The 23,910-nt window shown below is 63.6% G+C and carries 19 protein-coding genes and 1 pseudogene; 13 read left to right on the top strand and 7 right to left on the bottom strand.

Going from position 1 to position 23,910, the window contains the following annotated elements; all coding sequences use genetic code 11:
* Positions 1-21: 21 nt before the first annotated feature.
* Together HCT51_RS16220 and HCT51_RS16215 are read right to left on the bottom strand one after the other, a co-directional pair.
* Positions 22-1,578 carry a class I adenylate-forming enzyme family protein gene (locus tag HCT51_RS16220; protein ID WP_224760540.1) on the bottom strand — a complete coding sequence of 519 codons (1,557 nt, stop codon included), beginning with the start codon at positions 1,576-1,578 and terminating at the stop codon, positions 22-24.
* Positions 1,575-2,750 (bottom strand): FAS1-like dehydratase domain-containing protein, encoded by a 1,176-nt coding sequence (locus HCT51_RS16215; protein WP_166874985.1) that lies wholly within the window; start codon positions 2,748-2,750, stop codon positions 1,575-1,577. The genes HCT51_RS16220 and HCT51_RS16215 overlap by 4 nt, the downstream gene beginning before the upstream one ends.
* A 109-nt stretch (positions 2,751-2,859) precedes the next feature.
* Between HCT51_RS16215 and HCT51_RS16210 the strand changes: the two genes are divergently transcribed.
* The 7 genes from HCT51_RS16210 to HCT51_RS16180 all read left to right on the top strand — a co-directional run bounded on the left by HCT51_RS16210 (position 2,860) and on the right by HCT51_RS16180 (position 10,171).
* The gene (locus tag HCT51_RS16210; RefSeq protein ID WP_166874989.1) at positions 2,860-3,648 is read left to right on the top strand and encodes a dienelactone hydrolase family protein; all 789 of its coding nucleotides are present in this window, start codon (positions 2,860-2,862) and stop codon (positions 3,646-3,648) included.
* Positions 3,645-4,625: an alpha/beta fold hydrolase gene (locus HCT51_RS16205; RefSeq protein WP_166874992.1), complete on the top strand. Its 981-nt coding sequence runs from the start codon at positions 3,645-3,647 to the stop codon at positions 4,623-4,625. The genes HCT51_RS16210 and HCT51_RS16205 overlap by 4 nt, the downstream gene beginning before the upstream one ends.
* The gene (locus HCT51_RS16200) at positions 4,600-5,355 is read left to right on the top strand and encodes a GntR family transcriptional regulator (RefSeq protein ID WP_166874996.1); all 756 of its coding nucleotides are present in this window, start codon (positions 4,600-4,602) and stop codon (positions 5,353-5,355) included. The genes HCT51_RS16205 and HCT51_RS16200 overlap by 26 nt, the downstream gene beginning before the upstream one ends.
* Before the next feature lie 193 nt (positions 5,356-5,548).
* Positions 5,549-6,685, top strand: coding sequence for a zinc-binding dehydrogenase (locus HCT51_RS16195; RefSeq protein WP_166874999.1), 1,137 nt, complete (start codon positions 5,549-5,551; stop codon positions 6,683-6,685).
* A gap of 84 nt (positions 6,686-6,769) precedes the next feature.
* Entirely contained in the window at positions 6,770-8,185 is a 1,416-nt protein-coding gene (locus HCT51_RS16190; protein WP_166875003.1) for an aldehyde dehydrogenase family protein, read from the top strand.
* Between the two features lie 42 nt (positions 8,186-8,227).
* Positions 8,228-9,388 (top strand): iron-containing alcohol dehydrogenase family protein, encoded by a 1,161-nt coding sequence (locus HCT51_RS16185; protein WP_166875006.1) that lies wholly within the window; start codon positions 8,228-8,230, stop codon positions 9,386-9,388.
* A 36-nt stretch (positions 9,389-9,424) separates the two neighbouring features.
* Entirely contained in the window at positions 9,425-10,171 is a 747-nt protein-coding gene (locus HCT51_RS16180; RefSeq protein WP_166875009.1) for an enoyl-CoA hydratase/isomerase family protein, read from the top strand.
* Between the two features lie 109 nt (positions 10,172-10,280).
* Here the strand turns inward: HCT51_RS16180 and HCT51_RS16175 are convergent, their stop codons facing one another.
* On the bottom strand, positions 10,281-10,988 hold the full coding sequence (locus HCT51_RS16175; protein ID WP_166875012.1) for a TetR/AcrR family transcriptional regulator: 708 nt from the start codon (positions 10,986-10,988) through the stop codon (positions 10,281-10,283).
* A gap of 125 nt (positions 10,989-11,113) precedes the next feature.
* Between HCT51_RS16175 and HCT51_RS16170 the strand changes: the two genes are divergently transcribed.
* The 4 genes and pseudogenes from HCT51_RS16170 (at position 11,114) to HCT51_RS16155 (ending at position 15,932) form a co-directional block, all read left to right on the top strand.
* On the top strand, positions 11,114-13,273 hold the full coding sequence (locus tag HCT51_RS16170) for a 3-hydroxyacyl-CoA dehydrogenase NAD-binding domain-containing protein (protein WP_166875016.1): 2,160 nt from the start codon (positions 11,114-11,116) through the stop codon (positions 13,271-13,273).
* Positions 13,274-13,327: 54 nt separating this feature from the next.
* The gene (locus HCT51_RS16165) at positions 13,328-14,488 is read left to right on the top strand and encodes an acyl-CoA dehydrogenase family protein (RefSeq protein WP_166875020.1); all 1,161 of its coding nucleotides are present in this window, start codon (positions 13,328-13,330) and stop codon (positions 14,486-14,488) included.
* Positions 14,489-14,526: 38 nt separating this feature from the next.
* Positions 14,527-15,096: pseudogene (locus HCT51_RS16160) on the top strand (thiolase family protein); the annotation flags it as partial.
* Positions 15,097-15,224: 128 nt separating this feature from the next.
* Complete coding sequence (locus HCT51_RS16155) at positions 15,225-15,932, top strand: tyrosine-type recombinase/integrase (protein ID WP_224760539.1); 708 nt, start codon at positions 15,225-15,227, stop codon at positions 15,930-15,932.
* A gap of 163 nt (positions 15,933-16,095) precedes the next feature.
* On the opposite strand, the gene HCT51_RS16150 is transcribed toward HCT51_RS16155, so the two are convergent.
* The 4 genes from HCT51_RS16150 to HCT51_RS16135 form a co-directional block, all read right to left on the bottom strand.
* Entirely contained in the window at positions 16,096-18,144 is a 2,049-nt protein-coding gene (locus HCT51_RS16150) for a KAP family P-loop NTPase fold protein (RefSeq protein WP_166875026.1), read from the bottom strand.
* A gap of 556 nt (positions 18,145-18,700) precedes the next feature.
* A complete protein-coding gene (locus HCT51_RS16145) occupies positions 18,701-19,639 on the bottom strand; it encodes a hydroxymethylglutaryl-CoA lyase (protein WP_166875029.1) in 939 nt (312 codons plus the stop codon).
* Positions 19,636-20,136 (bottom strand): MaoC family dehydratase, encoded by a 501-nt coding sequence (locus tag HCT51_RS16140; protein WP_166875032.1) that lies wholly within the window; start codon positions 20,134-20,136, stop codon positions 19,636-19,638. The genes HCT51_RS16145 and HCT51_RS16140 overlap by 4 nt, the downstream gene beginning before the upstream one ends.
* A gap of 31 nt (positions 20,137-20,167) precedes the next feature.
* Entirely contained in the window at positions 20,168-21,334 is a 1,167-nt protein-coding gene (locus tag HCT51_RS16135) for an acyl-CoA dehydrogenase family protein (RefSeq protein ID WP_166875036.1), read from the bottom strand.
* A 258-nt stretch (positions 21,335-21,592) separates the two neighbouring features.
* Here HCT51_RS16135 and HCT51_RS16130 point away from each other — a divergent pair, with 258 nt between their 5' ends.
* Together HCT51_RS16130 and HCT51_RS16125 are read left to right on the top strand one after the other, a co-directional pair.
* Entirely contained in the window at positions 21,593-22,552 is a 960-nt protein-coding gene (locus HCT51_RS16130) for a TIGR03619 family F420-dependent LLM class oxidoreductase (protein ID WP_166875039.1), read from the top strand.
* A gap of 4 nt (positions 22,553-22,556) precedes the next feature.
* Positions 22,557-23,897, top strand: a complete 1,341-nt coding sequence (locus HCT51_RS16125; protein WP_166875042.1) for a phenylacetate--CoA ligase family protein — start codon at positions 22,557-22,559, stop codon at positions 23,895-23,897.
* The last annotated feature ends 13 nt before the right edge of the window (positions 23,898-23,910 follow it).

Raw genomic sequence — 23,910 nt, 5'->3', positions numbered from 1 at the left:
CTCGATGCCGGGAGCCGCGTGTCAGCCGAGTCTCTGCCTGCCCTGGGCGATCACGTTCGCACGCTCCACCTTCCCGGCGTGGTTCAGTGGGAACGGCGCGGTTTGAACGACCCAGTGAGCCGGGATCGCAAATGAGGCAAGCACACCCTGCAACTGCTGGCGGATTGTCTCGGGAGCCGGCTCGGTCGGCGCGACGATGAACGCGGCCACATCTTCGCCGAGGTCGGCATGCGGCACGGAGAACACGACGGCGTCGTCGATCTCAGGCAGGCGCAACAGCGCACGCTCCACGGCGGCCGGCGCGATATTCTCACCGCCACGAATGATCATGTCCTTCGATCGGCCGGTAATCCACAGGTAGCCATCGTCATCGACCCGCCCGAGATCGCCCGTGTGCAGCCAGCCGTCGGCCGTGATCGGGTTCTCGTCCTCACCGATGTATGAGGTCATCTGCGTGGGGCTGCGCAGGAGGATCTCACCATCGATGCCGTCTGCCGCAGGGGCGATGCGAACCTCGACGCAGGGCAGTGCCCGCCCGGTCGAACCAGGCCGCGAAACAGTGTCCTTGCCTGAAGCGGCGAATCCCTGGCCCCCGTTCTCGGTCAGTCCGAAACCCGTCGCGATGCGGGGCTGGACGCCGGGCAACCCGGTGCGAATGCGTTCCAGAAGCTCGGGGTGCGCCGCAGCGCCGCCGACGGTCAGCGAGCGGAGCGTTGTCAGGTCGCGCGTGTGCGCGTCGGGGTGGTCGATCACGCGGCTGAGCATCGTCGGCACGGCGCTCCAGCGGCGGATCTTCCAGTCCTCGATGAGGCGCAGCGCGTCCGCGGGATCGAACTTGCCAGCGGGCATCACGAGGGTGTCACCCACGCACACCGAACGCAGCAGCGTCTGCACTCCGCCGACGTGGAACATGGGACCCGTGTGCAGCGCAGCCTCGCCCGCGGTGTCCTCGATCTGGTCGGGGAACCGTCGGGTGATGTGCATGAGCATCTGCAGCCCTGACAGGAGCGACCGGTGCGACAGCAGGGCGGCCTTCGGCCTGCCAGACGTGCCCGAGGTGAAGATCACGACGGCATCGTCGTTCTCGTCTCCCAGCGGAGGCAATGCCACGTCCGGAGCTTCGGACGGATCGACAGACCACGGCGCGAGCGCGTAGTCGCCCCCGATGCGGTCGACGAGACGCTCCTCGGCAAGAATCAGCCGGGGAGCGATGCGATCGAACGTCTCGGCGAGCTCGACGCCGGTCCACCACGCGTTCGCGAGCACGGCGACGCCACCGACCGAGACTGTGGCCCAGAAATTGATGATCCATTCCGGACTATTCCACCCCAGAATGACCACGCGATCCCCGCGTTGCACACCGCGGTGCACGAGATCGCGAGCGCGGACGTTTACCTCGTCCTGAAGATCAGTGAAGGAGAACACGCGCTCTCCCTGCACGATGTGCGGGCGGTCGCCCCACCTGTTCGCGAATTCAAGGATCGAGCCGAGCGAGCGCGGCCGTTTCGCATACATGCGGAACGAGCGGTCACCGACGGCAACCGTTTCGATCTCGGTCCCCCAGGTCGTCGTACTCACGCGCTCGCGTCCTCTCGCACGGGGAGCTTCACCACGGCCGATCCAGGCATCACGTTCTTGTCGCGCTGGTTCATGGCCCAGGTTTCGACCTTCACGACGTGGTCGCCGTCCTCGTCGATGTACTTCTCGACTACGGTGCCACCGAGGCGAACGACGTCGGAGAGGTAGACGTGTGCGCGGTACTGGCCGTGCACCTTCTTCAGGAAGCCCGCGTCGCCCATCCAGTCGGTGAGCTGCTGGACACCCCAGGAGGTGCGCTGGATTCCTACGTCATAGGCGATCTGTGCGCCCTGCAGGCCGGCGGCGTAGTCGTTGTAGTGCACGGAGTACACGGGCTCGAGAGCGTGGGTGTTCGGGTCACGGAACGCCCACTTCGGGTGCTTCGCGTACCGTCGCAGTGCAACACCGTGTGCGGCGATGCGGGGAATCGGAGCGGCCCCGGATGCGACGAAAGCAATGAAGTCGGTCAGACCGATGGGGCCTTTGGTGATGACGTCGAGTTCTTCGCCAACGGCCACGTCCTCCCAGTAGCGAGGGGTGGCTCCGCGCGGGGTTTCGGCGAGGATGTCCTGCTCGATCTGTTCGATCTCCTCAGCCTTCCAAGGGTGTGGCAATTCGATCTTGCGGGTCTCACGTTTTGCCTGCATCTCGCTGCGCTCGAAGCGCATGCGTGAGCAGATGAAGGTGGCGACGAGTTCGCCGTCCTGGTTGCGGTACTCCTGACGCAGGTAATCCTTGATCCGGCGCCCGGCGAAGTTGCTTGCCTCGATGGGCCCGTCGAATCCGTCGAAGACGATGCGTGCCGTGATCTTGTCGCCCAGCCGGATCCTCTTGTGAAACTCGAGATTCGTCTCGGCGTGGAAGCCACCGAGCCCGCGCCAGCCGACCTGCACGGAGCCGAGGCAGGCGAAGATGAATGTCGGCGGAGCGATGATGCCGCCGTGCACAGAACCAGCCGCATACTCCTCATCTGTCCACAAGGGGTTTCCGTCGCCGATGCCTTCACAGAAGCGCAGGATCGCGTGCCGGTCGGCGTATTCGTTGTTGACCGACCCTTCGGTGCGTAGTTCGGTTCCAATGAGGGCCCGCATCTCGGCAAGCATGTCATCCGTGAATCGCGCCGTTGCGAGTTCCTGCTCGAACTTAGCCGGTACTGTCTCAGTCAGTGTCATAGCTTCCTCCACAAATGATTGTTAGAGTAGAGAATATATTCTATTTTACTTTTCGGCAACCGAATCGGGCACTTTATCCTGAATCGAGTTGAACGAAGGAGAGGGACGCATGGCTCTCGTTACGATTGACGGATCAGACGGGCCCGTGGAGGCCTGGCTCGCCCGGCCCGATGGAGGCACCGGGATTTCGCACGGCGTGCTGATGTATATGGACGCCATCGGACTGCGTCCGCGAATTTTCGACATGGCGGATCGCATCGCCTCGTGGGGCTACGCCGTCCTCGTGCCGAACGTGTTCTACCGTTCCGGGACGGTGGAGCAGACGTCGCCGCACACCGATCTCCGTGCTCCGGGGGAGCGGGAGGTGTATTTCCGTGGGGCTGTACCCCGGATGGATGCGCTCACGAGCGACCTGTCACGGAAGGACACGACCCGCTACCTCGAGGTACTCCGGGAACTGACCGGATCGGACGACCTTGCCGTCGTCGGCTATTGCATGGGGGTGCGGCTTGCCCTGCGAGCGGCGGGGGATCATCCCGACCTCGTAGGCGCTGTCGCCGGTTTTCACGGTGGAGCGCTGGTGACCGGGGCGGATGACAGCCCTCATCTGAGTCTAGCGACGGCCCGCGCCGGCATCCTGCTCCGTCACGCGGATCAGGACCGCTCGATGCCGGCCCAGGCGATGGCGACGATCGTCGAGTCCTGCCAGCTGGCTGGTCTCGACTTGTCGCAGGACGTGTACACCGGTGCGCCGCACGGATATTCGATGGCGGACACCTCGATGTACGACGAGGGTGCCGCCGAGCGGCACTTCCGCGACCTGCGCGCCCACCTGGAGCACACACGTCGGCCGGCTCTGCGCGGCGACGCTTCTTCTCGCGTCGATCCGAGAGGATGAGTGCCGTGTCTGAGCCAATTGAGCCGCACGATGGGAGCGATGAATCGGAGTTCCTACTGCTCTCCGAGGTCGCTGCCGAACTGGGGAAACCTCTGGATGCCGTGCCATCGGCCAGGAGAATCAGCATCGACTGTGCTTCCGGGCCCGTCAGCGCGATCGCATGGGGAGACGCGAATCCCGAGGTGGTCTTTCTTCACGGAGGCAGTCAGAATGCCCACACCTGGGATCTCGTTGCCGCGGAGTTCGGGCAGAGCGCACTCGCCGTCGATCTGCCCGGGCACGGGCGCTCGAGCTGGCGCGTCGACCATGACTACTCAGCGTCGACGAATGTCGACGCGATCGCCTGCGTGATCGACCGGGTCGCTCCAGATGCCCGATTGATCGTCGGGATGTCACTCGGCGGACTCACGCTCATCGCCTTGGCTGCACGCCGGCCCGATCTCGTGCGGCGGGCCATGCTCGTGGACATTCTTCCCGAGCTCCCGTCGACAAGCTCGCACCGGGACCGCGACCGTTTGGTCGCGCTGAGAGCGCAAGGCACAAGGCGCTACAAGACGCGCGACGAGATGATCGATCAGGCGGTGAGCGTTGCCCTGCGACGGTCACGCGCCTCGCTGACACGTGGAGTGATCCACAATTCCGTCCAGGACCCCGACGGCTGGTGGCGCTGGCGCTTCGATGCGAACCGGAGTTCGGCGGAGAAGGCGGACGGCGGGAACGAGCTGTTGTGGGATGCCGTCGCTGCGCTCCCGCGCGGCTCCCTGCTCCTCCGCGGCGCGCTCAGCACGTTCGTCCAGTCCGAAGCGCTCGAGCGGCTTCAGGACGCCGGGCCGCAGGTGCGCGTCGAAGTGGTGGCTGAAGCTGGCCACGCCATCCAGAGTGACCAGCCAAAGGAACTCGTGGGGCATATTCGACGGCTGCTCGAAGCGGCATCGGCGGAATCGCCTCCGAATGAGCGTTACAGCGGCGCAAAGTAGACTGTATATTTCTAGACGGCGCTCGAACAGTGCGTCCGCGGAGAGGAATATCGCCATGGCTGCTAAGCAGGAGCGCGGCACGGAGCGTCCCGAAACACTCGTGGTTTACGCGACGCGTCGGATCAAGATGGACCTGGCAAGCGGGGCGATCGCGCAGGGCGCCCGGCTTTCGCCGACCACCCTGGCCGAAATGTATGGCCTTTCGCATATTCCCGTGCGGGAGGCGCTGTCCTCGTTGAGCGCAACCGGGTTCGTCGTGCACAAGGGAGGACGCGGTTACTTCGCGCGTGAACTGAGCTCGGACGATCTTGACGACATCTACCAGTTGCGGCAACTTCTCGAGAGCGAGGCGTATCGTCGTGGAGTTCCACGTCTCACCGACGAAGACGTCGCCGAGATGATCGAACTTGTCGATCAGATGGACGAGAAGCTCGATGAAGAGTCGCGGCAGGAATATCTTGAGCTGAACCGCACGTTCCACTTCGTCGCGTTCGCGAGATGCGGCTCTCGACGGCTCATCCGCTTCCTCAACTACCTCTGGGATTCGGCGCAGCCATACGCTGTCGTTGGCACAGTGACGAGCGCCGAAGGCAATGTTGAACACCGGAAGATGCTCGACTCCTTCGCCGCCCGCGATGCCGAGGCCGTGATCGACCTGATGCAACACCACCGTGACATCCGCAGGAAAAACGTCGCAGGCTGGGAGCGATCTCAGCACGCAGAGGACTGACGGCTCCCGTCTGGGGGTGCAGTCAGTCCTCGGGATTGACATCTTCGTAGAATAGAATATATTCTATGTTGCGTGACCTCTGGTGTGCGGTCAACAGAGAACTTAAGCAAAGGCGCTTGTGTCCCGGTGGCGATGGAGTACGTCGTCACCGATCTCGGCGCCCCCTTGGGATTCATGACGAGAGAGGTTCTTCATGCCGGTATTCGAGGTTCCGACGAGCAGCCGAGCCGCGGTCATCACCGAGTTCGGAACGGACCTGGAGGTTCGCGAACTTCCGGTACCGGAGCTGGAGCCGGGCGCGATCCTCGTGAAAATCGAGGCAGGAACGGTGTGCGGCAGCGATGTCCACGTCTGGGATGGCTCACTGCACGCGGGGGGTATCCGGCCGATCATTTTGCCTGTGGTACCAGGCCACGAAATGGCCGGCGTCGTCGTTGCGATGAACGGCGATGACATCGGTTTCTCCGGCGGCGGCGCCGTTGCACTGGGCGACAGAATCGTCTTCACTCAGGGGCGTTGCGGCACGTGTTACCACTGCACGGTCGCCGAACAGCCCAATCTCTGCCCAAACCGTAAGAACTACGGCACGAACTGCGAAGACTTCCCCTATCTGGTCGGCGGCTTCGCCGAGTATTGCTACGTCTACCCCACGTCGCGCAAGGTCAAGGTTCCCGACGACGTCTCGCCCGAGTGGGCATCGGCGGGAAGTTGCGCACTCCGCACCATAATCCACGCCTATGAACGGCTGGGTCGTATCGAGCCGTGGCAGACCGTCGTGATTCAGGGAGCCGGGCCGCTCGGCCTTTTCGCGACTGCTTTGGCCAAGCGCTCCGGCGCCGAGCGCATCATCGTGGTTGGTGCACCCGAGTCCCGATTGCAGCTGGCGAAAGACTGGGGCGCCACCGACGTGGTGTCGGTCATCGACCTGCCGGAACCCGAAGCTCGCGTGCAGGCGATTCGCGAGCTCACGGGTGGTCAGGGGGCGGAGATCGTCATGGAGTGGTCAGGAGCTCGAAGCGCGTTCGGCGAGGGCATTGACATGGTGCGCCGCGGCGGCCGGTTTCTGGTCGGCGGTCAGGTCGGCCCGCACCAGTCCGAATTCCAGCCCTCGAAGATCATGAAGAACGAGCTGTCCGTCATCGGCTCGATGTCGGCGTCGGATTCGCACTACTGGAAGGCCATGCAGTTCCTCAGCAAGCGCCAGGACGAGTTCGACTTCGATCGCATCCTCAGCAACAGATTCGGGCTCGGCGGGGTCTCCGACGCGATCCGAGGGATGCAGAATCTCACCGAGATCAAACCTGTCATCGACCCGACGATCTGGGCCTGACAACCACAGCTACTTTCGCTGTGGGCTGACAGTGCGCAGGGCCAGAAGTTTCCACCGAACATACGAATGGAAGGACATCCACACATGATCCGACACAACGATATCTACATCGATGGCGAGTGGGTCGAGGCCAGCGGCGACGAGTTTCGTCAGGTCGTCAACCCGGCGACCGAGGAAGTGTTCGCGGAAGTGCGCCGCGGTACCGCGGAGGACGTCGATCGGGCGGTCCTCGCCGCCACCACGGCATTCGAGGGATGGTCGCAGTCGAGCATCGAGGAACGCGCCCGCGTGCTGCGCGCTATGGCGGATGCCATGGAGCGCGACGGCGACGAAGTGGCGTCATGCATCGTCGAGGAGATCGGCCAACCCATTTCGTGGGCGCAGCGCGCCTCTGTTGCGACGACCGTCAAGGATCTGCGGAATTTCGCGGACGCCCTGTCAGATGTGGTTTGGGAAGAGAAGATCGGCGAGGCGACGGTTCGCCGCATCCCGGCGGGGGTCGTCGGTGCGATCGGTGCCTGGAACGGACCGATCCGCTCGGTCACCCTCAAGGTCGGAGCCGCGATCGCAGCAGGCTGCACCGTGGTCCTGAAGCCGAGTGAAGTCGCCCCGCTTGCGCCGCGATTGCTGGCCCGTTTCGCCGAGCACGCCGGGCTGCCGAGGGGAGTGCTAAACATTGTGAGCGGCTCAGGCTCGGTCGTGGGGGAGGCCATGGTCGCCCACCCCGGAGTTGACATGGTATCGATCACCGGCTCGGTGGGTGCTGGAATGCGGGTCATGGAGGTGGCTGCCCGCTCGGTGAAGCGCGTCGCACTCGAACTCGGTGGTAAATCGGCCAATATCATCCTTGCCGGCGCAGACCTGGCCGAGGCGATCGAGAGCGGGATCGAAGACGCGTTCAGAAATTCGGGCCAGGCGTGTGGAGCCCTCACCAGAATCCTGGTGCCTCGCGATCAGCTGCAGCGTGCCGAAGAGCTCGCCGCCGCGAAAGCTCAGTCGTTCGTGATTGGCGACCCGACCGACGCGAACACGCAGCTCGGCCCGCTCGCGAACAACGATCAGTACGAGAGCGTGCGTGGCCACATTTCCCGCGCACTCGACGACGGTGTGAAGCTCGTTGTCGGCGGCCTCGAACGGCCGGCCGGGCTTGACCGTGGATACTATGTGCGACCTACGGTGTTCTCGGGCACCAACGACGACAGAATCGCCCGTGAGGAAGTGTTCGGACCGGTCGTCGTGATCATTCCGTTCGACAGCGAAGAGGACGCAATCCGCATCGCCAATGACACGGACTTCGGTCTGGCCGGCGGAGTCTGGGCACCCGATCGCGATCATGCGCGTCGCGTCGCCTCGCGCATCCGCACCGGCCGCGTGCGTATCAACGGAACGCCCATCGACATGCGGGCTCCGCACGGTGGCCTCAAACTCTCCGGCGTTGGCCGCGAGATGGGGCACCACGGCATTGAGGACTACCTCGAACTGCAGGCGCAGCACGGCTGACCGGTTACAGGCGGCATACGCGACAGGAACGGAGAACAGCCAGTGGATTCTGTATCAGTGCGTCATGTGACGCCCGCCTACCGCACGTACGCGGGTAACAGTTCTCTCGCAGCGCTGACGAAAGAGCTCGAGCGTACGAAGAGCCAGCGGGTCGTACTGATCTGCGGCGCTTCGATGGAGCGGCAAACGGGGGCGATGGCCCTTGTGGAGGGAGCGATCGGCGCCCGCCTGGCCGGCCGATTCGCCGGCGCTCGCGAGCACAGCCCGATCCTGTCGGTCGTCGCCGCCGCACGCCTTCTCGACGAGTGTAAGGCAGATGCGGTCGTCGCACTGGGTGGCGGATCGGCCGTCGTCACAGCGCGTGCCGCCGTGATCGTCAGTGCAGAAAGGAAGCCCATCAGGGAACTGAGCACTCGGCGGGACGGCGGATCGTTGATCAGCCCGCGCCTTTCTGCACCGAAGATCGCCCAGTGGATCGTGCCGTCAACTCCGACGACCGCGTTCGCCAAAGCGGGAGCCGCCGTGCGCGATCCTGAGACCGGCGAACGATTCGCCCTGTTCGACCCGAAGGCGCGTGCTGCCGGGGTGTTCATGCATCCGCTGGTCGCGTCCACGGCGCCGGGCCGACTCGTTCTCGGTTCGGCGCTCAACGCGCTGGCGATATCGATCGACGGCTTGCAATCGGGCGTCGACGATCCATTGGCCGAGGCAAAATTGCGGCATGCCCTTCACATGCTGCGCGAGTGGCTCCCGCGTATCACAGACGATGTCGACGGCGCGGTCGGGGTGCGTTTGATGCTCGCGGCTCTCCTCGCGGGTCAAGCGAGCGACGTAGTGGGGACCGGGCTGGCGCAGCCCATCTCGCACGCCCTCGGACCCCGCTCGAGAGTGGGCAACGGCGTGATCGAGGCGATGATGCTGCCACACACGATGCGTTTCAACCTCGGGCACACGGACAGGGGCCTTCGCGCCGTCTCCGAAGTACTCGATCCGTCCGGGGCCCGCGATCCCGAATCGGGGATCGCGGCCGTCGAGGGGATGCTTTTCGAGAGCGGCGTGTCCCGACGTCTCCGTGACGCGGGTGTGGAGCACGAAGCGCTCGACCAGGTAATCAGTCACGTGCTCGACGACTGGTCGGCGACGACCGTACCTCGCGTCGCTGACCGAAACGAATTGAGCGCACTGCTTACCGCAGCGTGGTGAGTAGCCCAACGTGAGCAACAGATTGAGAGAATGGCTATGACGGAAAACGTTCGTGTCAGGGCTGACGGGCGCGTCGGCATCGTCGAGGTGACTCGCGGGCCGCACAACTTCTTCGACGAGGGTGGTCTGCGAGACATTGCCCGGGCGCTTGTGGACTTCGATGCACAGGACGGGGTGCGCTCGGTCGTGCTGTGTGCAGAGGGTACGAACTTCTGTGCAGGAGCTGACCTGCGCGGCATCGACAGGCACGGGCTGCGGCGCGTGTACCGCGCGGCAACGGCGATGTTCACGACGCGCAAGCCGATCGTCGCCGCTGTGCAGGGGGCTGCAGTGGGAGGCGGTCTGGGGCTGGCGCTCGCCGCAGACTTTCGCGTCGTTGCCCCGAACGCGCGCCTCACCGCCAATTTTGCGCGGATCGGGTTCCACCACGGCTTCGGGTTGTCGGTGACACTTCCAGCTGTGGTAGGGCAGCAGAAGGCGTTGGACTTGTTGTATACGGGACGCAACGTCGGTGCAGACGAGGCGCTGCAGATCGGCCTGGCCGACCGGATGTCTGAGGACCCCCTGGCAGCGGCGATCGACTTCGCCGCCGAGGTCGCCCTCTCGGCCCCGCTCTCGCTCGAGGCCATTCGGTCGACCATGCGACGCGACATCGCCTCGCGCGTGGTTGCGGCGCTCGACGAGGAAGCAATCGCGCAGACCATGCTGCTCGACAGCGCTGACTTGCAGGAGGGTATCGCGGCATCCATCGCAAAGCGCCCGCCGGTGTTCACCGGCGCTTGAATCAGGCGCGCCTATGGCTTGTCCTCTCTGATGGCCGTTATCGCACTGCGACTCTGCCAAGTGGTGTTTCCTGATGCCCTGGGTCCAGATGGCGCACTGTCACGACGTTTCAAGTTCGGAAAATCCGGACATCGGTCGGCGAGAGGGCGCCCCGGATGCTGTCCAGGATCGCTTCGGCGGGCGCGCTCGGATCATAAACGGCCACGACCACGCGAGCTGCCTGCTGCCCAGCCGGTGACACTCGCGAACGAAAGGCCTGTGCAAGCTCCCCGAGCTGGCGCTGCAGGATCGCAGCCACCTCGATCGACTCGTCCTCGAACCAGCCTCGAAGAGCGTCGTTGTGCACGGCCACAGCGGCGGCCGCATACGCGCTCGCAACCCAACTCTGATCGCCGTCGTCCTGGAGCCGTGACTTCAGGTGGTCCCGAAAGATCCGTTCGTACCGATGCGACATGACAAGTTCCCGTTCGCGAAGCGATGGGTTGCTGCGCAGCAGCGCGTGGCGCTTGAGCGTGGACTCGGGTCGCGCCATGTGGTATTTGAGAACCACCAAGCACGCCGCGTTCACCGCCGCGAATGGATCAGCCGTGTCATCTGCCAGCGAATTTGCGAGGCGCTCAAGCAGATAGGTGTGGTCGGCGAACACAATGTCTTCTTTGGTCTTGAATCGACGGAAGAACGTGCTCCGGCTCACCTCAAGCGCATCAGCGAGTTCGCCGACACTGGTCGCGTCATAGCCCCGCTCGGCCAACAGTTCAATGGCTACCGCCGCGATGTCGGGCGCCGATAGCGCTGCAGGTGATTCATTACGGGCCATGAGCAAAATCTACGCGGATGCTGCGGCCCGGCTCGTCACCGCGCGTTAGTTTTTTTGAAACGGAGTCTCTTGACTTGCGACTGAGTGTCATGCCAAGCTCGGTCAAAATGAAAGGCTCGCTCCCGATGACAACGTCGTTACAGGTTTCAGTCGACTACCCAGTCCTGCCTGAACGCAGCGCCCGGTGGGCGGTTGTGAACCTGGGAAACCCGTACAGCTCGGAACCAGTGACCTGGGACCTAGGGCGTTTACACGCGTTGCAGCGAGCGTTCGACGACATCGACGCGTTGGGCGCCGAAACTGCCATCGAAGCCGTAATCCTCCGGGGGAGCGCACATTCGTTCGGAGCCGGTGCAGACCTCACGCAGTTGGCATCCGCGGGAAACGTCACCGAGGCCGAGCGAATCGGAAGCGAAGGCTGGCGAGCCTTTCGACGGCTCGCCGAGCTCCCGGTGCCTACCGTCGCCCTGATCACCGGTTACGCGCTAGGCGGCGCTCTCGAACTCGCGCTCTTCGCTGACTACCGCCTCGCTCGCAGCGATACCCGCGCGATCGGCCTGCCCGAAGTTCGGCTTGGCCTCATGCCGGGGTGGGGCGGCATTGACAGGCTAACCCGCCTTGCCGGCCCGCGAGTGGCATACGACATCGCGGTGCGCGACTCCCGCCGGGGGTCGACGCTCACGGCCGCGGACGCCGCTCGCCTCGGCGTTATAGATGACGTATTGCTGGCGGAGGACTGGGACAAGTCGTGGCCCAAACGAGTAGCCCGGTTGATCGAGTCGCGCGACTCGGCACGACCTGAAAGTGCCGTCTCGGGCGATCGCAGGGAATTTACGGCACAAATGCACGCGGTACGCGCCGACTTCGCACGCTCGCGTCCGACCGTCAGTGCCGGGCCGGCCCAGACCGTCGAGCGCATCGCTGCCGTACTGGACGAAAACCTCGACGAGGCCGAACGAGCAACGGCGACCGCCTTCGCTGAACTGCTCCTCAGCGATGCCGGCCAGGCCAGCCTGCACGCGTATGGTCTTTCTCGCTCGCGCTCCCGTCTGCCAGCCGATGTGACGGCGGCCGCGACTCGCAGCGAAGCTCGGCCTGTTCGAAGCGCAGCCGTCATCGGCGCCGGCTTGATGGCAAGTCAGCTCGCTACTCTGCTGGTTCGGTTTGGCCGGATCCCGGTAGTCCTGACCGACCTCGACGACGAACGCGCTGCTCGCGGGCGGCAGCTTGTCCTCGACCAGCTCGATGCGGCGGTCTCATCAGGCGAGCTCGATCGGGCGGATGCAGATCAGCTCGGAGCCCTTGTTTCGTCGAGCGGAAACCTCGACGCGATCGCCGGAGCCGATTTCGTCATCGAGGCAGTCTTCGAAGATATGCGGGTCAAGCAAGAAACCCTTGCCGCAGCAGAGAAGTACGTAGCCGTCGACGCGATCATGGCAACGAACACCAGCTCGCTGTCGATCTCCGACATGGCGGATGCTCTGCAGCACCCCGAGCGCTTCATCGGCTTCCACATCTTCAACCCGGTCGAAACCGTTCCGCTCGTCGAAATCATTCGTGGGCGGCAAAGCGACGGCGTCACCGTGGCGACGGTTTTGGCCCTTGCCGACACGGTCAAGCGCAAAGCGGTCGTATCGGCCGACACTCCCGGCTTCGTCGTCAACCGGGTGTTAGCGCGCCTGTACGACGAAGTGCTGAGGGCTATCGACGACGGTGCGGACCCTCTGGTGGTGGACCACGCAATTGACTTCCTCGGACTGCCGATGAGTCCGCTGCGGCTCCTCGATTTCGTGGGGCCGGGCATTCAGCTCCACGTGAACGAGACGATGCAGCGAGCGTATCCGGAACGGTTCGCCTCACCCGTATGGCTGGCGAAGGTGGTCGCAGACGGCCAACGCGCGGTGCTAAAGCGTGACAAGACCCTGACCGCGCAGGCTGCTCGGCTCCTGCCCGCACGCAAGAGTGGGCAAGACAGTGCCGCCTTCGCCGTGGAGATTGCAGGAGTCATTCTCGATGCGCTTGCCGACGAGATCGGCCTGATGCTGGCAGAACGTGTCGTCGAGCGGGCTGACGACATCGATAAAGCACTGATCCTGGGCGCAAACTTCCCGTGGGCGCTCGGCGGGATCACTCCTTACCTCGACAGTCGTGGGGTTTCCGAACGGACTAACGGTAGAGCATTTCGCGAGAGCAAGTACGCGGGCGCATCCCTCAACAGCACCGCAGAAGCAGGAGAGCGATTAGCGCAACGCGCAACGCTGCTCGGCACCCCTAGCTTCCCCTGAACCGGTAGACCTCACCACATAGCCAATAATTCCGACCACGACTGGAGCGATTTGATGACTGACCTCTACGCACTATCCGACGAGCACCGCGCGATCCGCGAGGCGGTCCGTGCCATCGCGGATGCCAAGATCGCGCCCTACGCGGCCGAGGTGGACGAGCTTTCGCGGTACCCCCAGGAGGCCGCGGACGCCCTCTTCGCGGCGGACCTGCACGCGCCGCACGTTCCGGAGGAGTACGGCGGCGCTGGAGCCGATGCGCTGGCGACCGTCATCGTGGTCGAGGAGGTCGCGCGCGCGTGCGCGTCGAGCTCCCTCATCCCCGCCGTCAACAAGCTTGGTTCGCTCCCAGTCCAGCTCGGCGGCGACGAGCAGCTGAAGGCCCGGTACCTCGGCAAGCTGGCCCGCGGCGAGGGCGGATTCTCCTACTGCCTGTCGGAGCCGGATGCGGGAAGCGACGCGGCCAACCAGAAAACGAGCGCCGTGCGCGACGGCGATGACTGGATCCTCAACGGTGTCAAGCGCTGGATCACCAATGCCGGTGTCTCCGAGTACTACACCGTGCTCGCGAGGACCGACCCCAACAAGGGCAGTAAGGGAATCAGCGCCTTCGTCGTGGAGAAATCCGACGAGGGAGTCTCGTTCGGCGCTCCGGAGAAGAAGCTGGGAATCAAGGGCTCACCGACCCGCGAGGTCTACTTCGACGACGTGCGGATCCCCGGAGACCGGATCATCGGCGAGGAAGGGAACGGATTCGCGATCGCAATGCAGACTCTGGATCACACGCGCGTCACGATCGCTGCCCAGGCGGTCGGCATCGCACAGGGAGCGCTCGATTACGCGCTCGGCTATGTCAAGGAGCGCAAGCAGTTCGGTAAGGCGATCGCCCAATTTCAGGGCGTCGAGTTCATGCTTGCCGACATGGGCATGCAGATCGAAGCAGCGCGACAGCTGACCTATGCCGCCGCCAGTCGATCCGAGCGCGGCTCCGACGACCTCACGTTCTTCGGAGCGGCCGCTAAAGCCTTCGCCTCCGACGTCGCGATGAAAGTGACCGTGGATGCCGTCCAACTCCTCGGCGGCTACGGATTCACCCGAGACTTCCCGGTGGAGCGGATGATGCGTGATGCCAAGATCACCCAGATCTACGAGGGCACCAACCAGGTCCAGCGCATTGTGATGGCCCGTCAGCTGCTCGCCGGCGTCCAGAGCATCTAACCGTGACGAACGCCACCACCACTCGTGAGAGAGGAAGCATGAGCACTCAGAACCCCTCCGCGGTCATCATCAGCGGTGCCCGCACCCCGTTTGCAAAAATCAACGGATCACTCGCTTCGATCACCGCTCCTGAACTGGGCGCGCATGCCATCAAGGCGGCGCTCGAGGCGGGTGGAATACCCGTGGAGGCGGTCGATGCCGTGATCATGGGGCAAGTCATTCAAGCCGGCAGCGGCCAGGGGCCCGCCCGCCAGGCGAGCATCGGCGCCGGGATCGGGTGGGATGTGCCCACGGTGACGATCAACAAACTCTGCCTCTCTGGCCTCACCGCTCTCATTGATCCCGCCCGCCTGATCCGTGCCGGGGACGCGCGGGTCGTCGTTGCGGGCGGCCAGGAGTCGATGACGAACGCGCCGCACCTGCTGCTCGGCTCCCGCAAGGCCAACCCGTACGGCAGCCAGCAACTCGAAGACTCCATTAACTATGACGGTCTGGTGGACCCGTTCGAGAAATTGATCATGGGCGAAGCGACCGATGACGGGAACGCCACCCGCAAGATCAGCCGTGAAGCACAGGACGCCTTCGCTGCAACATCCCACCAGCGCGCCGCCAGCTCGCGCGACGCCGGGGTGTTCGCCGAACAGATCGCTCTAATGGCTACGCGGTCGGAGCGATCACCAAGCGCCACGTTGAGGCATGGCTCACGAAGCTCGGTGAGAGCCGCTCGCATACGACGGTGGCACGCGCGCGCGATTTGCTCGCCGGCATCTTCGATGATGCAATCGAGGACAACCGCGTCACGAAGAACCCGGCACGGGGCATCATCATCAAGAAAAAGCCGATCCCTGATGAAGTGTTCCTTACGCACATGCAGGTCGAGGCGCTGGCGGTTTCTTCGCGCTACCCCGACCTGATTCGGTTCCTCGCCTACACAGGCCTGAGGTGGGGCGAGGCAACAGCGCTGCGGGTGCGGAACATCGACGTCGCACGGCGGAGGGTGAACATCCGTGAAGCCGTCGCGGAGGTCAACGGCAAGCACATCCTCGGCGGTGTGAAATCTCACGAGCGGCGCACGGTCGCCTTCCCGGATTTTCTCGACGCCGACGTCGCTGCCGCGTGTACAGGCAAGACGCACGACGCGCGCCTGTGGGACGCCGACGGCGGCAGCTTCCTCCGACCAGGTCAGGCGCAGAACGGCTGGTTCGCCGCAGCTGTGAAGCGCTGCATGGCTGCTGATTCTGACTTCCGTCGTGTCACGCCTCATGACCTGAGGCACACCGCGGCTTCCCTAGCGATCAGCGCTGGCGCGAACGTCAAGGTAGTGCAACGGATGCTCGGTCACAAGTCGGCCAAGGTTACCCTCGACACCTACGCGGCGCTGTTCCCCAACGACCTGGACAACGTGACTCAGGCGCTTAGTCGCCAGCGCTCAGAGCAGTTCTGAACCAGCGCCGGGCTGCGACTTGGTCGCAAGTCGCAGCGATCGTGGCTTGTCGCACACGCCGCTAGCTCATCTCATCTCCCGTGGTGCGGAAGCCCTCATGGCTCACTGTGGTGAAGAGCACTCCAAAGTCCCCACTCGTGAACGAACACGTGCCGAAGCAGGGTCAGACCTCTTTTGGTCGCCACCCGCCCGCGTACTTCTCTGCGAGTTGGACCAGCGGCACGTCCCCGTCTGATTGCCTGAGCAGGACGATTGCGGAGTTGAGGGCTTCCTCACCGCCAACCACGCGAAGAAGACTGTCCCACACGAGCCGTTCCTCTTCCCGGACAGTTCTGGAATCGATCGACTGGGACCGGGCCACAGATCGAGCGGACTGAATAAGGGCTCGAATTTCGACGGGATCAGAGAAGCTCGGCGGAACGTAGGCGTCGCCTTCGTGTTCTGCGACCAGATGGTACACATGGAGCAGGGCCCATTCGTCTTGCGGGACGGGAGAGTGCTCTCGAAGCACCCGCGCGATTAGGTTCGACTCCAACTCGGTGGCTGCCTCTTCCGAAACCAGCCCACTCCTTGCGTCGCGAATTAGCATTTCCTGCGAGGAGAATGATGCAACTCGAGGCAGGATCTCGCGGACGGCACGCTCCCTCGCTGCATCGTCGTCGAGTCGTTGGAGTAGCCGGAGAACGACCCGGGCAACGAGGCTGTCCGGTCTTATGCTGTCGAACACGCCCCGTCCACGTCGTTCCGGAATTTTGCTGATTCGATTGAGGAGTGCCACTGACGCGGGAACAACAGCCTCGGCGGGGTATTCGTCCTTGAACATCCCCAGCGCCGAAATGACGTCCTCGAGTTTTTCGGGTTGTAGCGAGTCGAGATAGGCGCCGAGTCCATCGGCGTCGGCGAACAGGGCGTACGCTCGCTCAGCGTGACGGAAGGCGTCCAACTCGTCGGGAGCCGTTCGACTGAAATACAGGTCGAGGTACGCAATGTGAGCCACCCGGTGCTCGCGTTTCCAAGTGTCGAGGAAGTCTGAACCGTAGCTAGTGTTTTCGGTGTAGAAGAGGGCCGCGGGAAAGACCCGACGGACGAGATGCCGGATTAGGTCGGCATCCTCACCGGCAACGTCGAGGAGTCTCTCCATGTCGGCCTTGCCGCGTCCCGTTTCCGTGCGTGCGAAGGGGGCATGCGTCTCCGTGAGTGTCGTGCGGCACGCGTGCAGCTGTTGGAACAGCTCCGGGCGGAACACACGGATGGCTTCAAGTGCCAGTAGGTCGACCGTCTCCACCTCGCCGCCAAGCGCCCGGATCGTCGGTCGCGCGGATAAGGCGAGCCTCGTTGCGTCCCGCAAACTTTTCATCAGCGGCTCGACAATTTCAAAGTAGACGTCGGCCCACGCGCTTTGATTGAAGCGGAAATCTTCGACGTCCTCCAGAACCGCGCTCAGCCGTTCAAAGACCTGCGAGCGAAGAATTTCGCGAGGGATCGCGGGCACGTCAAAACTGAGCTGCACGATTTTCTCGAGGTACGACCGTCCCGGCACCCCATCTTCGGTCAACGCCTGCTCGACACGTAGCCGATCGAACGCGAGCACGTAGACAACATTGGGAAAGCTCGCCGTGAGCCGCACGAGCCTAAACATGTCGCGAATCTCAGCGGTCGTCAGTCGGTCAATGTCGTCGATCACGACGACAATGGGGTGGGTGAGCTGCTCCAGTGCAGAGGTAACGATGTCGCGAAAAGTCCGGCTGCCCTTCTTTCGGTTGTTCCACCATGCCGCCGCGGTCTTTGTCGCATTGAACGCGCGGTCAAACCAGCCCCCGAACCATGGAATCACGGCGAGAGGACTGAGCACATCGCCGTATTTATCAAGGCCCTCGGCGATCGCACCAAACTTCGTCGTGTCTTTGAGGCGCAACTCCGCGGCGATCTCGCGGAAGAAGACGTCCGTAAGCTGCTGAGTACCTGAGAACATCCAGGGGTTGAACTCAATGACCGGCAGTTCCGGCTCTTCGGCGAACTGCTCCCTCATCAGATTCACGAAGGAGCTCTTCCCATGGCCCCAAGCGCCGAGCACACCAATGACGATGCCCTGCGATGCGTCAATCTGACGAATTGAGCGAGCGAAATCGTGTGCAACGAGCGCACGGCCGAGGACGTCCTCGTTCGAGGACTTGATCGGGTTGTCAACGGGCGGAGTCTTCGAATCGGTCAAGTGCGTTCCCCCAAGGTCGCGAGACGGGCATTGAGACACTAGCGCGACGATCCACCTGCAGCTCCTCTGACCGGAGTTTGACTAGGACGCCGGAATCATCAAAGTCTGGTCCGATGATTGCGAGGTGTGGTGGCCAGACGATCAATTGGGCGGTATCGACGCGGGGCGAAGCTTCACCCGGTATGGCCCCCGTGGTGCATTTTGGTGCAGGACAGGCTGTGATCTGACGTGAAGAGGCGTGAGTAAGTGTGCGCTACTTCCCAGTCCTGACGGGGGTATGACGAATCCACACGAGCACCATGCGCCGGCCAAGATGGGTTCAAATCCCACCGGTACCGCCATGGCCATGCCATGCCAGAGTTAGACCCCCTACTTCCCCGAAGGCGTACGTAGTCGGTCCCATCGCCTAGCAGCGGGGCGTCCCTATCCGTCCCTTCGCGCGCTTGGGCAAGCAGGTGGAGGAGGAACTCTGGGACGGGGACAGAGCGCGCCTTGTGCGTTTTGGGACGCCCACGATGATTTGCTGCGTGTTGTCTCCAGCGCTGCGCGCCTGCCCTCAACAGCCGGGGTGGACCTGTTGCTTCGGCACAGCGGCGGGGTGCAGAGGGGGGAAAACGCCCGCATGTGCGAGACCCGAACGCGGTCCCACCCCGATGACGTCGCAGATCATGCGGCCGGCCGCGGTGGCGGCCTCCGCGTCGATCCCCGTCGTGACCCCGGCGGACTCGAGCGCCCATACGAGGTCTTCGGTCGCAACGTTACCGGCGGCGCCGGGCGCGAAGGGACATCCGCCCAGGCCGCCCACGCTGGAATCGAGCGCCTCCACTCCTGTGTCGAGTGCGGCAAAGGCGTTGGCGATCGCGGTGTGACGCGTTTCGTGGAAGTGTGCACGCAGCCGACGTGCGGCTCGCACCTCCTTCAGCGCGAACAACTGTCGTACCTGCGACGGCACGCCGCAACCGATCGTGTCCGCGATGGCGAGCTCGTCGATTTCGGCGCGTTGCTGGACGGCCGCCGCCATGGCGCCGACGTTCTCCGGATCGACTCGCCCCGTGAAGGGACAGCCGAACGCGACAGCGATCGTCACGCTCAGCGCGATGCCCGCGTCCGCTGTGGCGGCACCGATCAGCTCGAGCTCGGAGAGCAGGTGTTCACGCGTGGTGTTCTGGTTGGCCATCGCGAACGCCTCCGTCGTGGGGATGGCGAAATTGACCTCATCGACGCCGGCATCGATCGCTCGTCGCGCACCGCGTTCGTTCAGGGCGAGACCGATGTAGCGCACGGCCGGGTTCCGCTCCACCCGCGCCATGACGTCTTCTGCATCGGCCATCGCCGGAACCAGACGCGGGTGCACGAAGGATGCCACCTCGATGCGCGTGGCTCCGGCTGCGACGAGTCGGGCGATCAGGTCGACTTTCGCGCTCGTTGGCGCGATTCTCGGCTCGTTCTGCAACCCGTCGCGCGGGCCCACCTCGACGATTGAGACTGCTGTCATGGGCTCGTGCTTTCTTGTGATCCTTCCATTGGCTCCTGCGGTCGGCGGTGCATGAGGGCGGCTCGTGTCGCTATGCACACCACCTCACCATGCTGATTGAAGCCGCGGTGCTCGAATGTCACGATCCCCGCACTCGGCCGAGATTGTGAGGCGCGGGCATCGGTGACCGTAGTGACGACGTTGATCGTGTCGCCAGGAAAGACCGGTTTGGGAAACAGGACCTCTTTGAACCCGAGGTTGGCAACCGTGGTCCCGAGCGTGAGTTCGTACACCGACAGCCCGACCACGAGGGCCACCGTGAACATGCTGTTGACGAGTGGCCTGCCGAATTCGGTGCCCGCCGCAAAGTGGGCGTCCAGGTGCAGCGGTTGGGGGTTCATCGTGGCGGTCGTGAAGAGCACATTGTCGGTTTCGGTGACTGTGCGGGTCACTCCATGCTCGACGAGCGTTCCGACGCTCAGTTCTTCGAACCAGCGGCCGGTCGGGGGCGCGGTCATTGTAACTCCTTAGATCGTATCTTCGTGGTTGTCAGTAAGAACGCGGAAGACCGAGCTCGCGCTGTGCAATGTAGTTCAGCACCATCTCTTGAGAAACGGGCGCGATCTTCATCAGTCGTGATTCCACCCAGTATCGGTCGACGTTGTACTCCTTCGCATAGCCGAATCCGCCGTGCGTCTGCATCGCTCGATCGGCAGCGTAGTGCGCTGCATCCGCCGCGAGGAATTTCGCGGTGTTTGCCTGGGCTCCGCAGTCGAGGCCTTGGTCGTATCGCCATGCGGCCTCGCGCACGACGAGGGTCGCTGCGTTCAGGCGCATGTGGGCCTCGGCGAGAGGGAATGAAATGCCCTGGTTTTGACCGATCGGCCGGCCGAAGACGATTCGTTCCCGCGCGTATGCCGAGGCCGTCTCGATCGCGACGCGACCAATTCCGATGGCCTCGGAGGCGATGAGGATCCGCTCCGGGTTCAGGCCGTGCAGAAGGTACTTGAACCCCTGGCCCTCTTCACCGACCCTGTCGGACACGGCGACCTTGAGTCCGTCGTACCGGACCTCACAGGATGCCACGGCGTTTCGACCGAGCTTCGGGATCGGCCGGATGTCGACCTCGTCTCGCTGAAGATCGGCGAAGAGAAGGGTCAGTCCGTCCGTCGGCTTGACGCACTCTTCAAGAGGTGTGGTGCGAACGAGGAGCAGCACCTTCTCGCAGTCCTGCGCCTTGGTCGTCCAGACCTTCTGCCCATGCACAACATAGTGGTCGCCTTCCAGGTGCGCGCGCGTTGTGATCGACGTCGTGTCGGTGCCGGAGTCCGGCTCGGTCACCCCGAAGGCGACGTGGAGTTCTCCGCGGGCCACACGGGGCAGATAGGCCCGCTTCATCTCCTCGGACCCGAACTGCACAACAGGATTCATGCCGAACACGGAGAGGTGCATGGAGCTCGCACCGTTCATCGCGGCACCGGATGCCGCCACCTCCTCCAGCACGACCGACGCTTCGGCGATGCCCGCGTCCCCTCCGCCATACTCTTCCGGGATCGCGATCCCTACCCAGCCGGCATCCGCCATGGCGTTGTAGAACTCCCAGGGGAAGCGGTGTTCGGCGTCACAGGCGCGCCAGTAGGCGCTGTCGAATTTCGCGCAGACCTGCCTGACTGCCCGGCGGATCTCCTGATGGTCTTCGTTGGGAGTGAAATCCATGTCTATCTCTTTCTCTGGAGGGCGGGGGTGAGGAGAGCATGTGAAGGCCTGCGCCGGTTGGCGGGCACCCCGTTCCCGGCGGGCAACGACATGCAGATGACGCTGCTGCTAGGTCGGCCAAAGCGTTCGAACGCAAGGCGCTGACATCGGTAACCGTCAGCGAGTGGGCGAATCGACATTCACGTCCTCCTTGTCATGAGCGTCATAAGCCAGCATACTACTCCGTAGGTTGTTTTCATCGAAATGAGGAGTTGCATCGTGAAATACGGAGTAATGGCACCGCAGATGGGATGGAACGCCAGCGCAGCAGCGTGCCGCGATGTGGCGCAAGCAGCGGAGGATCTCGGGTACGACTCGGTCTGGACTGCGGACCATGTCGCAATGCCGGCCACCTATGAGTCTGAGTATCCCTTCAATGAAGTTGGGAAATTCCCTGTCCCTGGGGCGAGGCCGTTCTACGAGGTGTTCACCACCCTGGGGTATCTCTCGGCCGTGACTCAGCGTGTGCAGCTTGGCATCTCCGTGTGCATCGTTCCGTACCGGCATCCGTCTCTGCTGGCGAAATCCATTGCGACTGTGGATCAGCTCTCGGAGGGACGATTCATATTTGGCGCTGGCGTGGGATGGCTCGCCGAGGAGTTCGACGCACTGGGAATGAGTTATCGCACGCGTGGCAAGGACACAGACGAGGCGTTGCGGCTACTCGAACTCGCCCTCGGCGAGGAGCAGCCGGTGACGTTCAAGGGCGAGCGCTATGAGATCGAAGACATCTACTTCGCGCCGGGAACATGGCAGGGGCGGCACGTTCCGATCTGGGTCGGCGGGGTGAAACCTCCGGCTCTGCGTCGGACCGGGAATGCGGGTGACGGCTGGTTCCCGCACATGTTCGGTGCATCACCGGAGATGATGAGGGCTTCGATGGACACCATCGCCTCGCACGCCGAGGCTGCGGGCCGCCCAACACCGTCAACGACGGCCCTGTTCATCCCGCTCGAGCTCGTCGAGCGGACCATCGATCCGGACGTCCCTGCCTGGGAGAAGCGTTTGCTCTCGGTATCCCCCGATGACCTGACTCAGGTGCTGCGCCAGTATGAGGCGCTGGGCGTCGACAACGTCCTGTTCACTATGGGCGGGACAACGGATAGCAAGCTCGAGAGTATGCAGCGAATCGCGGCTGAAGTATTTCCCGCCATGGCCGGGCTAGCAGTGCGGCGCTGAACGCATGCTGACGCCATACCGAGAGGGCATCCTCGATGCGTGCGAGGTGCTCGATGTGAAGGAGCGAAAACGCTGGACGTTGGAGCACCTCCGTGGACAACTTGTTTCGGTGGGCAAGCGAAGCGATTTTCACCGTGCCCGCTTCGAGAGCGCCGGTTTCGATCCTGCTTCGATGAACTCGCTCGACGACCTCCGGGCGCTCCCTCTCATGGGCAAAGCGGAGCACCAGGCGAGCCTGGAGGATGCACCGCCCCTGGGAACCAACCTCGCGGTGCCGACAGAGGATGTCGTCCGAGTGCACTTCTCCTCAGGAACGACCGGCCCTCCGACTCCCGTCGCGTGGACCGCGCTGGACCTGGAGCGGTGGGCCGACCTCTACGCACGCGGGGCCTATGCCTTCGGTGTGCGGCACACGGACATCTATCACTCGCTGGTCGGCTTTGCATGGTTTGTCGGGGGCCTTGGGACCCATGCCGGTTTTGAGCGCGTCGGTGCCATGAGCATTCCCGGTGGCAACGCCGACTCACTGCGCCAGCTTGAGACAATCAAGCGGTTCGGTGCCACGTTCACCGTGGTGACACCGTCGTTCGCGGTCCACCTGGCGCGTGTCGCCCAAGAGAACGGCATGCAGACGAGGGACCTGCCCATCACTGGCATGGTGATTGTCGGGGAGCCGGGCGGCAGTATTCCCGCGACACGGAAACTCATCGAAGACATGTGGGATGCGAAGGTCTATGACGCCTACGGCAGCCTGGAATTCCAACCCATTGCCTGGGAGTGCACCGCGCGCAACGGCCTTCACCTCTTTGAGGACTACGCCTACGCGGAAGTCGTGGATGCCGCGACCCTGGAACCACTACCAGACGGGGAGCCCGGGCTTCTCGTTCTCACCCATCTCGACAAGCAAGCTCATCCTTTCGTTCGCTGGTCCACCGGTGACGTCGTCGCGATGGAGCGTTCCGTCTGCGAGTGTGGTCGCACCACGTCCAGACTTGTCGGCGGTGTGCGCGGTCGGGTCGACGACATGCTTGTCGTGCGTGGAATCAATGTGTTCCCCAGCGCAGTCGAAGAGATCGTTCGCGCACACCCAAGATGCACGGGCGAGTACGTGATAATCGTCGACGATTCGGTTCGGGATGCTGAAACCGGTCACTTGAACGCGATAGGCGTCCAGGTCGAGATCGCTCCTGGTGACCAGGATGACGCCAGTTCTGCTGCTGAGGTCGGCGAGGAGTTGGCTGACCAGCTGAAGCAGCGGCTGAGCATACGTGCGCTCATCGATCCGGTCGCAGCCGGCAGCCTCCCGGCGACGAGCCACAAGTCTCAACGCCTGATTCGTCGTTGAAGTCCCATGCGGA

The organism is Salinibacterium sp. ZJ450 (assembly GCF_011751885.2).
Classification (GTDB): domain Bacteria; phylum Actinomycetota; class Actinomycetes; order Actinomycetales; family Microbacteriaceae; genus Ruicaihuangia.
This window is presented reverse-complemented; position numbering and strand designations above follow the sequence as displayed.